The sequence below is a fragment of the Streptomyces sp. NPDC058653 genome, assembly GCF_042716895.1.
In the GTDB taxonomy this organism is placed as follows: domain Bacteria; phylum Actinomycetota; class Actinomycetes; order Streptomycetales; family Streptomycetaceae; genus Streptomyces.
In genome coordinates, this window is record NZ_JBHXRM010000083.1 from 1 (window position 1) to 13,423 (window position 13,423).

A 13,423-nucleotide genomic window follows, 5' to 3' on the forward strand; every position below is an offset into this window, starting at 1 on the left:
GTGTGCCGCACCGGGCGCACGACGCGCCTCTCCCGCGCGGGACACGCGGATCAGCCGGAGACCCGGCCGGAGATCAGCGTGTCCCCACCGCGGCGCGCACGGCCCGCCGGGCCATCGCGCAGTCGTCGTGCAGCCGGCGCAGCAGCAGCCGCTGCTCCTCGCCCGTCGGCGCCCCACCCGGCGGGGGCTGGTTCGCCCCGGCGGCGGGCGCCTCGCGCATGGTGCGCTGCACCGCCGTCTCGTACTTACGGATCTCACCGGTCAGCACCAGCATCAGATTGACCAGGAAGGCGTCCCGGTCCGCCGTACCCCTGACCTGCGCGAGCTTGCTGATCTGCTGCCGTGCCACCGGGTTGTTCCCGAGCACCATCCACAGCGTCGCCAGGTCGTACCCGGGCAGATACCAGCCGGCGTGCTCCCAGTCGACCAGCACCGCCCCCGCGGGCGACAGCAGCATGTTGGAGAGCAGCGCGTCACCGTGGCAGAACTGCCGCGTGCCCGGCCGCCCCAGACCACGCATCAGCGTCTGGAGATCGCCCAGATCCCGGTCCGTGAAGAGACCGAGCTCGTGGTAGCGGGTGATCCGCGACGCGTAGTCGAGACCCGCGACGAACATGTCGCCCGGCGGACGCCAGGTGTTGAGCCTGGTCACCGCGGAAAGCACGGCCCGTACGTCGGCGCGCGGAGGAGCCTCCACGGGGTGGCGCGACAGCGCCGCGGCGCGGCCGGACATCCGCTCGACGACCAGCGTGCAGTTGTCGGGATCGGCGGCGATGAGCCGGGGGGCCCGTACCGGCGGCCGGTGCCGCACGAACGAGCGATACGTAGCTATCTCGTGCCGGAAGCTCTCGGCCCACGCGGGTGACAGGTCCAGCAGACACTTGGCCACCGCGGTCGTCCGCCCGGTCGTCCCGACCAGCAGCACCGACCGGCCGCTGCGCCGCAGCACCTGCACCGGGTTGAACTCCGGACAGATCCGGTGCACCGCGGCGACGGCCATCCTCAACTGCGCGCCCTGGGGGCCCGACAGGTCCAGCCTGCCGCCGAGCGGCCCGCTCGCCGCGGCCGGCCAGCGCTTGGTCCGGCCGGCGTGGGAGGGGTCGAGATACGGTCCGCCGCCGGCCGCGGGTGGCCGGGGCTGACGGGACGGGACGGTCACGGAGGACGATGCTGTGTACGACGACGCTGTGTACATGGGCGAACGGATCCCTTCGTGTACCGACGAATTCCCGCGCCACCCGTCCCGGCGGTCCTTCCGCACCCTGGGGAATGTGTCGGACCCCCGGGGCGGGGTGGCGCGTTCCTACACGACACCCGTTCGCGGGTGGCACACCATGTGGCGCACCCTGGCGAAGCCTGGCGAATAGTCGCCAGGCATCTGACAGACGGTTACTGTCAACTCAGCCGAGAACCTGGGGGCTTGACGTGACCGGAGAACCCAACGCCCGCCTGTCGGACCTGTTCGGCCTCGCCGGCTGGTCCAAGGGCGAACTCGCGCGGCTGGTGAACAGACAGGCGGCGGCCCTCGGCCACCCCCAGCTGGCCACCGACACCTCGCGGGTCAGACGCTGGATCGACATGGGGGAGATCCCCCGCGATCCGGTACCGAGGGTGATGGCGTCTCTGTTCACCGAGCGGCTCGGCCGTGTCGTGACCATCGAGGACCTCGGGTTCGTACGACACGGACGCGCGGGGAGACGACGGGACGCCGGGGGCGCATCGAACCCCGACGGCCTGCCTTGGGCGCCCGACCGGACGGCTGCGGTCCTCACCGAATTCACGGGAATGGACCTCATGCTCAACCGACGCGGCTTGGTGGGCGCGGGCGCCGTGCTCACCGCAGGCACCGCACTCAGTAGTTCCATGTACGACTGGCTGCACTCCGACCCCGCACTGTCCGACGACGCTCCCCGGAGCGGCGATCCCCTGCACGCCGACCCCGCCGGGTACGACCGCTACGAGGCCGCCCCCATCGGGTCCCAGGAGATCGACGCCCTGGAGAACTCCGTCGACGTCTTCAGGGCCTGGGACGCCGCCCGAGGGGGCGGCCTCCAGCGCAAGGCGGTGGTGGGCCAGCTCAACGAGGTGGGCGGCATGCTGTCGTACCGCCACCCTCCCCATCTCCAGCGCCGCCTGTGGGGCGTCGCTGCCAACCTGGCGGTCCTGGCCGGCTGGATGTCGCACGACGTCGGCCTCGAACCCACCGCCCAGAAGTACTTCGTCATCGCCACCCACGCGGCACGCGAGGGCGGCGACCGTCCGCGCGCCGGCGAGGCGCTCTCCAGGGCCGCCCGTCAGATGGTCCATCTGGGGCGGCCCGACGAGGCGCTGGATCTGATGAAGCTGGCCAAGTCCGGTTCCGGGGACGAGGTGCTGCCGCGCACCCGGGCCATGCTCTGCACGATCGAGGCCTGGGCACAGGCGTCGATGGGACGCGGCCAGGCCATGCGCAGGACCCTGGGCGAGGCGGAGGACCTGTTCGTCTCGGACAAGAACGACGTGCCGCCGCCGAGCTGGATGCAGATGTTCGACGAGGCGGATCTGCACGGCATGGAGGCGCTGGCCTACCGTACGCTCGCCGATCACGAACCGGCGGCGGCGGCCATAGCTCAACGGCATGCCAAGCGGGCGATCGAGCTGCGTCAGAACGGCCGACAGCGGTCGATGATCTTCGACTATCTGTCGCTGGCCTCGGCCTGCTTCATCGCGGACGATCCCGAACAGGCCGACCGGTACGCGCGATTGGCGCTGGTGTCGATGGGGGAGACCTCGTCGCACCGCACCTGGGACCGGCTGCGGGAGATGTACCGGCTCACCGGCCAGTACGCGGCGCACACCACCATCCAGGAACTGCGCGAGGAGATCGACGCGGTCCTGCCGCGTACACCCGGGAAGAAATCGAGGAGTTCGGAGATCTAGTCGGCGACTCGGTGTCTCCCCGGGGGAGTTCGGGGGCCGGGGTCAGGTCCCCGGCGGCTACGACTCCGGGCCGATCCTCGCCACCAGTACACAGGCGTCGTCCTCGCGTCCGGTCTCGCCGAACTCCTCGACGACCGTCCTGACACAGTCCTGCGCGTCACGAGCCCCGGTCAGGCGGGGCCCGAGCGCCAGAAGCCGGTCCACCCCTGTCCGGTCCGTCAGCCTGCCGGTGTGCAGCACCAGCAGATCACCGGGCAGCAACTGGATCTCGGCCTGTTCGTACGCGGCACCCGATGTCGCGCCGAGCAGGACGCCGTCCAGTGGAGTCAGCGCGCGCCCCGTCCCGTCGCGGAACAGCAGCGGGGCGGGGTGACCCGCCTGCGCCCAGACCAGGGTGCGGGTCTCCGCGCGGTAGCGGCAGCAGACGGCGCTGCCGAGCGCCGGCTGCTCGGCCGTGTCGAGCAGTTGGTTGAGATGGCCCATCAGCGCGCCGGGTTCGACCCCGGCCACCGCCATACCGCGCAGGGCGCCGAGCAGCATCGCCATCGTGGAGGCGGCCGTCACCCCGTGGCCGGTGAGATCGCCGACCGACAACAGGGTGCTGCCGTCGGGCAGTTTCAGGGCGTCGAACCAGTCGCCGCCCACGAGTCCGCCGGCCCCGGCCGGCGGCAGATAGTGACCCGCCAGATCCAGCGTGCCCGGCTCGCTCTGCGGTGACTGGAGCGATCCGCGCCACGACGGGAGCACGGCCTCCTGCAACTCGACCACGAGCCGCTGTTCGGTCCTGGCACTGCGCTCACGGCGCAGGAGCGTGTCACCGGACTCATGGACGGCGCGCTGGCTGCGGCGTAACTCGCTGACATCGCGCAGCACCGCCCACATCGAGGCCGTACAGCCGTCGGAGTCGAGCACGGGCTCGCCCAACATGTGCAGCGTGCGCACGCGCCGGTCGGTCCTGACGATACGGAACTCGCTGTCGATGGGCCTGCCGTCGACCAGACACTCGGTCACCAGGGTCTGGAGCAGACCCTGGTCCTCGGGGACCATCACCGAGGGCAGTTCGTCCAGGGTCATCGGGCCCTTCTCGGGCCTCCGGCCGAAGATCTCGTACAGCTCCGGCGACCAGGTGACCTCGTCCGTGAGGAGATTCCACTCGGCGCTGCCGACCCGGCTCAGCAGCGAACCGCTGTCGTCGCCGGGGGGGACCGCCCCGGCGGCCCCGACGGACGGCGTGTCGGTCTCGTCGCCCGGCAGCCCGTTCCTGAGCTGTCCCAAGTGGGCGCCGAGATCGTCCAGCTGATGGACCGCCAGGTCGCAGAGCGCGCGCTGCCACCGCCACTGTGTGTCGTGCTCGTCGGCCAGGGTGTCCCTGCGCACGGCGTCCACATCGCCGCGCAGCCTGCGGGTGCGCGTGATGAGGGACTCCACCACACCCCGCTCCGGTGGCTGCGGGGCGGGAGGGTCCGCGAACAGATGGGACGGCATCTCGAACTCCGATACAGGCGTGGCACTGCCAGGTCTGAAGGATGGACCGTTACGACTGTTGCACAGGCCGCTACGGCTCGTAAGGGATTCGGCAACACTCGATCCGGTGGTGCTCACGGCATATGCCACAGGCTGGGCAAGTGACCTACCGTCACGGGCAGTTGATGCGCCGGCGTACGCCGGTCGGTTCCCGGCTAGCGGACCGGGGCGCTGTGGAGTACGACGAGTAGTCGCCACACCTGTCCCGCGACCGCCTCCGGCGACGCGTCGATCAGACCGTGCAGCCAGTCCGCCAGCACACCGGCGAACGACGCCGCGACCGCCGAGGCGATCAGCTCCGGCTCCGGGGCCCCCGCCAGGGCCCGTTCCCTACGGCTGCGCTCCCGCAGCTCCCGGTGGAGCAGCTCGCCGAGCGGCCCGCCCCCGCCCGGGCGCAGCAGCGTGCGGTACAGACCGGCGTGGGGCACGAGAGCGGCGAAGAACTCCGTCAGGGCCGCCGGCGGGGTCGTGGGGTCCGGCCGGCCGCGCCAGGCGTGCAGGGCGTCCACCGCGTCCCGGACGACCGTGGCGCACGCGTCGACGGCCAGCGCCCGCAGGTCCGCGTAGTGCAGATAGAACGTGGCGCGTCCGACCCCCGCCCGGCGCACCAGGGCGGCCACGCCCACCTGTTCGAGCGGGCGCTCCGCACACTCGTCGAGCAGCGCCTGCCGCAGGGCGGCCCGGGTCCGGGCCGCCCGCGGATCACCCGGCGGCGCGGGACCGGCGCTCGCGCCGGAGGCTCCGCCCCTCATCCCGCCGCCAGTACGAGGGCCAGGGCGAGCGCGCCAGGCACGGCCTGGGCGAAGAGGATGCGGCGGTTGGCCGTGACGGCGCCGTACACCCCGGCGACGATCACACAGCTCAGGAAGAATATCCGCGCGTCCTGTCCGGTCGGGTCGTCCGCGACCAGCCCCCAGGCCAGGCCCGCCGCCAGGAAACCGTTGTAGAGGCCCTGATTGGCGGCCAGGGCGGCGGTGGTACGGGCGGTCTCCGCGTCGAACCCGGACAGGCTCCGGCCGGGAGCGCGTTCCCAGAGGAACATCTCCAGCACCAGGAAGTAGGCGTGGAGGGCGGCCACGAGGGCGACGAGGATCTGGGCGGCGGTACTCACGGGGACATCCTCAGGGGTCGGTCTTCCGGACAGATGTCCGTGAACTATAGACACCTGTCCAGGAGATGACGCACTCACCCCCCTGCGGGCCCTCTCACGGCCCGTCGTCAGGGCGCCTCGTCGCCGTCCCGCTCCGAACCGGCCCCTCCCTGCTGCCGGTTGATGCCCGCCGACAGCAGCGCGTCCTCGCACCGGCCCACCGCCGTCTCGCGTGACGGCAACTGGCGCCACGCGCCCTCGCCCCCCGGCTCCGTGGACTCGTCGGGGTGCGGGGCCAGATCGCCGACCACCGTCACCTGATGGCCCCGCGACGCCAGACCGGTCAGCGCCTCGCGCAGCATGATCTCGGCGAACGGCCGCATCTCCGAGACCTCCTCCAGGTCCAGCACCACCCAGCCGGGCTCGTCGGGGACGACGTTGCCCAACTCGTGCAGCAGCCGCTCCGTCTCCGTGAAGTCGAGGATCCCCTGGGCCGCGACGATCGCCACGTTGTCGCCCGCGCGCTCGATCACCTCACGCTCGGCGTCGCTGCGCGGGCGGTCGGAGGGGGCGGTCCGCGCGGTCTCCGCCAGCTTCACCGTCGGCGCGGTCCGCGAGGACCGGCGCATCAGATGCAGCCCGAACCGCGTCGACAGCTCGCGCAGCACGGCCACGCCCCGTACCGGCGTGCCCATGGGGTCCAGCGGCGGACTGTGCACCGCCAGCCCGAACCGGGCCGGGCTGGCCGCGATCAGCCCGCCCGACACCCCGCTCTTCGCCGGCAGTCCGACCCGCAGCAGCCAGTCCCCCGACGCGTTGTACATCCCGCAGGAGGCCATCACCGCGAGGACCTGCACCGCCACCGGTTCGGGCACCACCGTCTCGCCCGTCGAGGGGTTGACGCCGCCGTTGGCCAGCGTCGCGGCCATGACCGCCAGATCGGCCGTCGTCACCCGTACCGAGCACTGACGGAAGTACGTCTCCACCCCGTCGGGGCTGCCGGGCAGCGATCCGGCGCCGCGCATCAGATACGTCAGGGCGCGGTTGCGGTCCCCGGTCTCGGACTCCGAGGCCCAGACCCTCTCGTCCACGTCCAGCCGCCGGCCGGCGAACCGGCCGAGACAGTCGAGGATCCGTTCGAACCGCTCCTCCTCGTCCCTTCCCGGTACCAGCGCGGTCGTGACGATCGCCCCCGCGTTGATCATCGCGTTCGCCGGCCGTCCGGTGTTCGGCTCCAGACTGATCGCGTTGTACGCCTCGCCGCTGGGCTCCGCGCCGACCCAGCGGGTCACCTCGTCCAGGCCCAGCTCCGCCAGGACCAGCGCGTAGACGAACGGCTTCGACACCGACTGGAGGGTGAAGGGCGTGTCGACACCGCCCGACCAGTAGTGGTTGCCGCCCATGCTGGTCAGCGCGATCCCGAAGGTACGCGGATCGGCGGTGGCCAACTGGGGGATGTACGAGGCGACTTCACCCTCGTCCAGGGTGGCGACCCGCCGCTGGAGCTCCACCAGCGCGTCGGTGATCACATCGGTGGCCGGGACGGATGTCACGGACGACCTCCAGGGGCTGGTGAGTGCGCCGGGGCAGACCGAAGCCCCCGGTCACGGACTCGCGTCCGCGACCGGGGGCTTCGGCCAGCATTCCCCGATGGGGGCGCTTGGAGTTAACGCGACCGACTCTGGCAGCCCGGGGGGCCGTCCCCGGCAGGCCGCGCCGTGTCACCCGCGCCGTTCACCCGGGCGGTGTCACCAGATGGACTCGGCCCACTCGGGGTGGTCGATGAACGGGTTCCGGTTGTGCTGGAACTGACTGAATATGAGGTCGTTGCGGCGCTTCTCGAAGGAGTCCGGCGGGTCCTCGTCGTTCCACTGCTTCAGCACGGACAGCCGTCCCATCAAGGGGGACGAGCCGTTGTTGACGCGGTCGTTCGGTTCGAGGTCCGCGAACGAGTCGTTGCCCTCGTAGCGGACCGCCATGTAGAGGATCATGCGGGCGACATCGCCCTTGACCGCGTCACGCGGCTCGTAGGAGTCGCTGTCGGTGAGGTTGCCCGGGGCGCCGCTGACCGGGCTGCCGCCGTTGTCGAAGTCCTTGTTCCCACGGATGCCGTTGACCTGGACATCCTCGGGGCGCAGATGGTGGACGTCGGTGCCGGGGCCCTGCGACGTACCGAAGCCGCCGTGGGACTGGGCCCACACGTGCTCGCGGTTCCAGTCGCCGACAGCGCCTCCGTTCCTGGACTTGGCGCGTGAGATCCCGCTGTAGAGGAGGACCACGTTCGCCGAGTTGCGCGGGTCCTGGTCGGTGACCTTGAGGGCTTCCCAGACGGCGCTGTACGAGAGGCGCGTCTGGTCGCTGATGATGGAGTGGAGCGCGCTCTTGAGGGCGGGCCCGGTCTTGCCGAGCGCGCCCTCGTAGTACGTGTCGTCCAGCGCCGCGGTTCCGGTCGGGGCGGCGGCGGTTCCCGACGTGGCCGCCGGGGGTGTGGCGGCCGGGGCGGCGGACGCGCTGCCGGCGAGCACCGCGGCGGCGGCGCACAGCGCCAGCACGGGCCGCGCGGCGAGGTGGTGACGACGGGACATATGGGGGTGTCCTCTCCAAAAGAGATCACCGCGCGCACGGCCGAGGGTGGAGGCGGTGCGCGCGGTGATCATGACGATGTGACGTTTCCGCAGGAGCTTTCCACAGTGGCTGTGACGCCGGGGTGAATGCTCCGCGACCATCATGTGCAGGTCAAGATGCGGGCGCGCACCGGGAGTTGAGTAGGGGTCGAGTCACGCCGGACGTTCACATGGATGGGCCGAAAACACACTGCTGATTATTTTGGTCCATACCAACTTCTTGACGAGGGCGCCCCGGCTGCCTTAAATCAAGCATTGAAATAAGCGCGCGAGCGCTTCCCCCACAGCCCCACCTGTCATGCGCATGCCCCCCACGCAAAGCGATGTGATGACCGTGCCCATGTCCTGGCGGCGCCGTACGGCGCTGTACACCCTCGCACTTCTGTGCACCTCCGGAGCCGTGGCCGCCGTGCCCGCCGGAGCCACCGCGGCGGACGGCCCCCACGCCGCCGCCGCTCCCGCGGCGATCAAGTTCGCCGACGAGTTCGACGGCCCCGCCGGAGCGGGCGTCGACGGAAGCAAGTGGCAGATCGAGACCGGCGACAACGTCAACAACCACGAGCGGCAGTACTACACCTCCGGCAACAACAACGCCCAGCTCGACGGCCAGGGCAATCTGGTGATCACCGCCCGCAAGGAGAACCCGGGCAACTACCAGTGCTGGTACGGCCGGTGCGAGTACACCTCCGCCCGGCTGAACACCGCCGGCAAGTTCGACTCCGCGTACGGACGCGTCGAGGCCCGTATCAAGATCCCGCGCGGCCAGGGCATCTGGCCCGCGTTCTGGATGCTCGGCAGCGACATGGGCGACGTCGGCTGGCCCAACAGCGGCGAGATCGACATCATGGAGAACGTCGGCTTCGAGCCCAACACCGTCCACGGCACGCTCCACGGCCCCGGCTACTCCGGCGAGGGCGGCATCGGCGCGGGCTACAGCCTGCCGAACGGCGAGGCGTTCGCGGACAACTTCCACACCTTCGCGATCGACTGGGCACCCGACTCCATCAAGTGGTCGGTGGACGGACAGGTCTACCAGACGCGCACACCCGCCGATCTCGGCGGCCGGCAGTGGGTGTTCAACAAGCCCTTCTTCCTGATCCTCAACCTCGCGGTCGGCGGCTACTGGCCCGGCGACCCCGACGGCAGCACAGTCTTCCCGCAACAACTGGTCGTCGACTACGTACGCGTCAGCGACTAGTACCCGCGGTCTGCCGTCCGGGCGCCGCGCAGGCTCTGCCTGTCCGGCGCCCGAACGGCGAACAGGCCCACCGGGCACACCCGGTGGGGCCCCCTCCGAAGTGGACGGTGACCTCGCATGACTGCCTCGTTCAAGCCCTGGAAGCACCTCAGACCCCTGGCTCTGCTGGCCATGCCCCTGGTGGCCGTCGCCTCGACCATGACGGTGACACCGGCGACCGCGGCACCCGCGGCCGTCGGCACCATCACCGGCCTCGGCGGCAAGTGCGTGGACGTGGCGGGCGCGAGCTCCGCCAACGGCGCCGCCGTCCAGCTGTACGACTGCAACGGCAGCGGGGCCCAGCAGTGGGACGTCGCCTCCGACGGCACGATCCGCGCGCTCGGCAAGTGCCTGGACGTCAAGGACAACGGCACGGCGAACGGCTCCGTCCTCCAACTGTGGACCTGCACCGGCGCCGCCAACCAGAAGTGGACCGTCTCGGCCGCCCGCGACATCGTCAACACCCAGGCGGACAAGTGCCTGGACGCCACCGGCAGCAGCTCGGCCAACGGCACCCGGCTCCAGCTGTGGACCTGCACCGGCGCCGCCAACCAGAAGTGGACCGCGCCCACCGGCGGCGGGAACCCCGACCCGGGCGGCGCCCCCATGGCCGTCGCGCCGTACATCTACAACGGCTGGGGCAGCCCGCCCAACCCCGCCACCGTCCAGAACGCCACCGGCGTCAAGTGGTTCACCCTCGCCTTCGTCCTCAGCAACGGCTACTGCAACCCGCAGTGGGACGGCGGCCGGCCGCTGACCGGGGGAGTGGACCAGCAGACCATCAACACCGTGCGCGCGGGCGGCGGCGACGTCATCCCGTCCTTCGGCGGCTGGAGCGGCAACAAGCTGGAGAGCTCCTGCGGCAGCGCCGGTGAGCTGGCCGCCGCGTACCAGAAGGTCATCAACGCGTACGGTCTGAAGGCCATCGACATCGACATCGAGGCCGCCGCGTACGACAGCCCGACCGTCCAGCAGCGCACGGTCGACGCGCTCAAGACGATCCGGGCCAACAACCCCGGCATCAAGATCTACATCACCTTCGGCACCGGCCAGAACGGCCCCGACACCAGTTTGATCAACCGCGCGGCCTCCTCCGGGCTCACGGTCGACAGCTGGACGATCATGCCGTTCAACTTCGGCGGCAACGGCCAGAACATGGGCACGCTGTCCGTCCGCGCGGCCGAGGGCCTGAAGACCGCGGTCAAGAACGCGTACGGCTACGGAGACGACGAGGCTTACCGCAAGACCGGTATCTCGTCCATGAACGGCATCACCGACGTCGGCGAGACCATCACCGTCGCCGACTTCCGTACGATCCTCGCCTACGCGCAGCAGCGTCACCTCGCCCGGCTGACCTTCTGGTCGGTCAACCGTGACCGGCCGTGCACCGGCGGCGGCGCCGACACCTGCTCCGGTGTGAGCCAGGCGGCGTGGGACTTCACCCGCGTACTGGCGCAGTACCGGGGCTGACCCGGAACACGGCACACGGCCACCCGCCCCGGACACCGGTCATCCACGGTGTCCGGGGCGGTCCGCGTTCCCGGACCGGGCCGGGAACGCCGTAATCGAATGGGGGTCATCCTCCTCCCGCATGATCGAGGACCCCTCGCCGCCAGGGCTGTTGGAATCGAATCCGTAGCGTCGTGTTTCCGTGCGGAGGGAATGGCAGTGAGCGAGGAGCACCTTGCGAAACCCGTCGATCACGACGGGGAGCGCGACGGAGAACACGATGGTGAAGGCGAGGGCGACCGCGGGGCGTCGCGCGCGGCGGCCGGGACCGCGCCGGGCGACGACCGGCGCACGGTCGTCGTCACCGGCGGCACGAGCGGCATCGGCGCGGCCGTCGCCGAACGCTTCGCCGCCGCCGGCGCCCGGGTCGTCGCCGCCGGGCTCGACGCCGGCGGCGCGGCCGGGCGGCTCCCCGACTCGGTCCGCCTGGTCGAGATGGACCTGACCCACGACGGTGAACTGGAGGACCTCCTCGGCGGGATGGAGCGCCTCGACGTCCTCGTCAACGCCGCCGGTGTGATCGCCCGGGGCCGTGAGTACGAGCCCGAGGTCTTCGCCCATGTCGTCGACGTCAACCTGACAGGCACCATGCGTGCCTGCGTCGCCTCGCACGGCCTGCTGAGCGGTTCGGGCGGCTGCGTCGTCAACGTCGCGTCCATGCTGAGCTTCTTCGGCGGCCCCCGGGTGCCCGCGTACACGGCCAGCAAGGGCGGCATCACCCAGCTCACCAAAGCACTCGCCGTCGCCTGGGCGGGGGACGGCATCCGCGTCAACGCCGTCGCGCCGGGATGGATCCGTACGGCCCTGACGGCGGATCTGCGGGCCGACGACGCGGTGGCCCGGCGCATCATCGACCGCACCCCGCTGGGGCGTTGGGGCGAGCCGGCCGACGTGGCGGGCGCCGTGACCTTCCTGTGCGGCGAGGACGCGCGCTTCGTCACCGGAGTCGTACTCCCCGTGGACGGCGGATATCTCGCCGCCTGAACTCCCGGACCACCGCCGGGACTTCAGGCCCAGGACTCGGGGGCCCCCGGACTCCCCACCCCCAGGAGGAGAGAACCATGACCGACCCGCAAGGCCCCGTCATCCCGCTGTCCACCGTGGTCCCGGAGGAGATCGCCGTCGCGGCCCTGCCCGACGACGACCGGATCTGGGTGCCACAGGCCCCCGACGTGTGGTTCCGGCCGCTGTTGTTCAACACCGTCACCGGCCAGTGGTGCAATCTCCTCAAGGTCACGGCGGCGGGGATCGTTTCACGCCACCGCCACCCCGGAGCTGATCCTGTCGTCGGGATCGCTGCGCGACGGCCTCGCCAAGTACAACCGGATCTGACGCGATGGCGGACACCAGCCCCTCCGTGCTCTCCATGGGAGAGCCCCTGCTCGAATTCAACGCCGCGACCGAAGGAGCGCTGGAGACCTCCACCGCCTTCCACACCGGCTTCGGCGGCGACACCTCCAACATGGCGATAGCCGCCCGCCGTTCGGGCGCGAGCACCGGCTACATCACCCGCGTCGGCGACGACGCCTTCGGACAGGCACTGGTCCGGCTCTGGAACCGGGAAGGCGTCGACACCACCCATGTCGTCGCCGAACCCGGTGGCGCGACCGGCATCTACTTCATCACCCGGCACGGCGAGGGGAGGCACGCCTTCACCTACCGCCGCGCCGGGTCGCCGGCGAGCCGTCTGACTCCCGAGGACGTTCCGGAGCAGGCGGTCGCCGCCGCCGGGCTGCTGCACATCAGCGGCATCACCCAGGCGATCAGCCCCTCCGCCTGCGACGCGGCCTTCCACGCCATGGAGAGGGCCCGCGCGCACTCCACGCTCGTCTCGTACGACCCCAACCACCGGCCCGCGCTGTGGCCGGTGGCCCGCGCCCGCGCCGTCGTCATGCGCAGCGCCGAACTGGCCGACATCGTCCTGCCCAACCTGGACGAGGGCCGGCTGCTCACCGGCGCGCACGAACCCGCCGACGTGCTGGGGGAGTTCGCCCGGCGCGGCCCGTCGGTCGTCGCCCTGAAGATGGGCGCCGACGGCGTGCTGCTCGGCGAGCAGGGCCGCACCACCCATGTGCCGGCCCATCGGGTCGTGCCCACGGACGCGACCGGCGCGGGCGACACCTTCGACGGCGCCTTCGCCGCACGGCTGCTCGACGGGGACTCCCCGCTGGAGGCGGCACGCTACGCGGTGGTCGCGGCGGCGCTCACCACGACCGGCCACGGCGCGGTGGGCCCGATCCCGACGGCGGACGCCGTACGCCGGGCGGGCGGTCTCCCCACCTAGCCCCCGGGCCCGCTCGACCGCTTCACCCTCGATCGCCGGACGGGCTTCTGCCCGTCCGGCGATCGGCGTTGCGAGGGGAGACATCCTGAGGAGGGTGCGCGACTCCGCACCCGTACGGGTGCACGTGGTCGAGGCTCTCCAGCGGCCGTGCCCCACCTCGCGAGGTGGGGCTTCCCCAAGGGGGCCCGCCTGGGCGGGCCATGACAGAGCCGCTCCCGACCTTCGCGGTCGGGAGC

At 71.3% G+C, this 13,423-nt stretch carries 12 protein-coding genes; 6 read left to right on the top strand and 6 right to left on the bottom strand.

Going from position 1 to position 13,423, the window contains the following annotated elements; genetic code table 11:
• Positions 1–73: 73 nt before the first annotated feature.
• Positions 74–1,195: a phosphotransferase gene (locus ACFWU9_RS35910; RefSeq protein WP_384325293.1), complete on the bottom strand. Its 1,122-nt coding sequence runs from the start codon at positions 1,193–1,195 to the stop codon at positions 74–76.
• A gap of 230 nt (positions 1,196–1,425) precedes the next feature.
• Between ACFWU9_RS35910 and ACFWU9_RS35915 the strand changes: the two genes are divergently transcribed.
• On the top strand, positions 1,426–2,919 hold the full coding sequence (locus tag ACFWU9_RS35915; protein ID WP_384325294.1) for a hypothetical protein: 1,494 nt from the start codon (positions 1,426–1,428) through the stop codon (positions 2,917–2,919).
• 57 nt (positions 2,920–2,976) lie between these two features.
• On the opposite strand, the gene ACFWU9_RS35920 is transcribed toward ACFWU9_RS35915, so the two are convergent.
• The 5 genes from ACFWU9_RS35920 to ACFWU9_RS35940 form a co-directional block, all read right to left on the bottom strand.
• A complete protein-coding gene (locus tag ACFWU9_RS35920) occupies positions 2,977–4,404 on the bottom strand; it encodes a PP2C family protein-serine/threonine phosphatase (RefSeq protein ID WP_384325295.1) in 1,428 nt (475 codons plus the stop codon).
• 194 nt (positions 4,405–4,598) lie between these two features.
• Positions 4,599–5,195, bottom strand: a complete 597-nt coding sequence (locus ACFWU9_RS35925; RefSeq protein WP_384325296.1) for a TetR/AcrR family transcriptional regulator — start codon at positions 5,193–5,195, stop codon at positions 4,599–4,601.
• Positions 5,192–5,554, bottom strand: a complete 363-nt coding sequence (locus ACFWU9_RS35930; protein ID WP_384325297.1) for a DUF1304 domain-containing protein — start codon at positions 5,552–5,554, stop codon at positions 5,192–5,194. Before ACFWU9_RS35930 ends, ACFWU9_RS35925 begins: the two co-directional genes overlap by 4 nt.
• Positions 5,555–5,661: 107 nt before the next feature.
• A complete protein-coding gene (glsA, locus tag ACFWU9_RS35935; RefSeq protein WP_384325298.1) occupies positions 5,662–7,086 on the bottom strand; it encodes a glutaminase A in 1,425 nt (474 codons plus the stop codon).
• A 195-nt stretch (positions 7,087–7,281) separates the two neighbouring features.
• Positions 7,282–8,118: an endonuclease I family protein gene (locus tag ACFWU9_RS35940; protein WP_384325299.1), complete on the bottom strand. Its 837-nt coding sequence runs from the start codon at positions 8,116–8,118 to the stop codon at positions 7,282–7,284.
• A 337-nt stretch (positions 8,119–8,455) separates the two neighbouring features.
• On the opposite strand from ACFWU9_RS35940, the gene ACFWU9_RS35945 reads away from it, so the two are divergent.
• The 5 genes from ACFWU9_RS35945 (at position 8,456) to ACFWU9_RS35965 (ending at position 13,187) form a co-directional block, all read left to right on the top strand.
• A complete protein-coding gene (locus tag ACFWU9_RS35945; RefSeq protein ID WP_384325300.1) occupies positions 8,456–9,355 on the top strand; it encodes a family 16 glycosylhydrolase in 900 nt (299 codons plus the stop codon).
• 171 nt (positions 9,356–9,526) lie between these two features.
• Entirely contained in the window at positions 9,527–10,864 is a 1,338-nt protein-coding gene (locus ACFWU9_RS35950; protein WP_384325304.1) for a ricin-type beta-trefoil lectin domain protein, read from the top strand.
• A gap of 198 nt (positions 10,865–11,062) precedes the next feature.
• A complete protein-coding gene (locus ACFWU9_RS35955; RefSeq protein WP_384325301.1) occupies positions 11,063–11,887 on the top strand; it encodes an SDR family NAD(P)-dependent oxidoreductase in 825 nt (274 codons plus the stop codon).
• Between the two features lie 77 nt (positions 11,888–11,964).
• Entirely contained in the window at positions 11,965–12,375 is a 411-nt protein-coding gene (locus ACFWU9_RS35960; RefSeq protein WP_384325302.1) for a cupin domain-containing protein, read from the top strand.
• Positions 12,270–13,187: a sugar kinase gene (locus tag ACFWU9_RS35965; RefSeq protein WP_384325303.1), complete on the top strand. Its 918-nt coding sequence runs from the start codon at positions 12,270–12,272 to the stop codon at positions 13,185–13,187. Before ACFWU9_RS35960 ends, ACFWU9_RS35965 begins: the two co-directional genes overlap by 106 nt.
• Positions 13,188–13,423 lie beyond the last annotated feature (236 nt).

Coding starts and splice junctions, on each gene's coding strand:
- ACFWU9_RS35965 (WP_384325303.1), top strand. CDS start 12,270: ATGGGAGAGCCCCTGCTCGAATTCAACGCCGCGACCGAAGGAGCGCTG.
- ACFWU9_RS35950 (WP_384325304.1), top strand. CDS start 9,527: ATGCCCCTGGTGGCCGTCGCCTCGACCATGACGGTGACACCGGCGACC.
- ACFWU9_RS35960 (WP_384325302.1), top strand. CDS start 11,965: ATGACCGACCCGCAAGGCCCCGTCATCCCGCTGTCCACCGTGGTCCCG.
- ACFWU9_RS35940 (WP_384325299.1), bottom strand. CDS start 8,118: ATGTCCCGTCGTCACCACCTCGCCGCGCGGCCCGTGCTGGCGCTGTGC.
- ACFWU9_RS35925 (WP_384325296.1), bottom strand. CDS start 5,195: ATGAGGGGCGGAGCCTCCGGCGCGAGCGCCGGTCCCGCGCCGCCGGGT.
- ACFWU9_RS35910 (WP_384325293.1), bottom strand. CDS start 1,195: ATGTACACAGCGTCGTCGTACACAGCATCGTCCTCCGTGACCGTCCCG.
- ACFWU9_RS35920 (WP_384325295.1), bottom strand. CDS start 4,404: ATGCCGTCCCATCTGTTCGCGGACCCTCCCGCCCCGCAGCCACCGGAG.
- ACFWU9_RS35945 (WP_384325300.1), top strand. CDS start 8,456: ATGCGCATGCCCCCCACGCAAAGCGATGTGATGACCGTGCCCATGTCC.